General features: G+C 69.8%; 1 protein-coding gene. It reads left to right on the top strand.

What is annotated here, in order from left to right:
• Positions 1-791, top strand: a 791-nt coding sequence (locus tag ABTU92_RS28935; protein WP_408095017.1) for a family 2A encapsulin nanocompartment shell protein, incomplete at both ends; no start/stop codon positions are given.

Genomic DNA, 791 nt, shown 5'->3' with positions numbered 1-791 from the left:
CTGCCCGAGACCTTCGTCGACTACGAGGAGACGCCACGCGAGTACTCGCTCAATGCCGTCACCACGGTGCTCGACGTGCAGACCCGCGTCTCCGACCTCTACAGCCACCCTTATGATCAGATCCAGGAGCAGCTCCGGCTCTTGATCGAGAAGGTGAAGGAACGGCAGGAGAGCGAGCTCGTCAACAATGCCGAGTACGGCCTTCTCGCCAACGCGGCGCCGTCGATGCGGATCGCGACCCGCAAGGGACCGCCGACCCCGGACGATCTCGACGAGCTGATCTCGCTCGTGTGGAAGGAGCCGGCCTTCTTCCTGGCGCATCCGAAGGCGATCGCGGCGTTCGGACGCGAATGCACGCGGCGCGGCGTGCCGCCGCCCACCGTGACGCTGTACGGCTCGCCGTTCCTCACCTGGCGCGGCCTGCCGCTGGTGCCGTGCGACAAGCTGCGCGTCGGCGAGGACAACAAGACCTCGATCCTGCTGCTGCGCACCGGCGAGAAGAAGCAGGGCGTCGTCGGCCTGTTCCAGCCGGGCGTGCCCGGCGAGGTCGCGCCGAGCCTGTCGGTCCGCTTCATGGGGATCAACCGCAAGGCCGTCGCGTCCTACCTGATCTCGCTCTCCTGGTCGGCCGCCGTGCTGACCCACGAGCTCGCCCCGCTGCCGGCCGTGCTGGTGTTCGCCGCCATCGCGCTCGCCCTCGCGGTCGACGTTCGCCGCGCCGCCCGGGTGCGGACCGGCGACGTCGCCGAGAGCAGCCGGAGCGCCGAGGCCGGCGACCTCGTCATCGACGC

Origin of the sequence: Rhodoplanes sp. SY1, from assembly GCF_046000175.1 — a bacterium.
Taxonomy (GTDB): Bacteria; Pseudomonadota; Alphaproteobacteria; order Rhizobiales; family Xanthobacteraceae; genus Rhodoplanes.
This window is presented reverse-complemented; position numbering and strand designations above follow the sequence as displayed.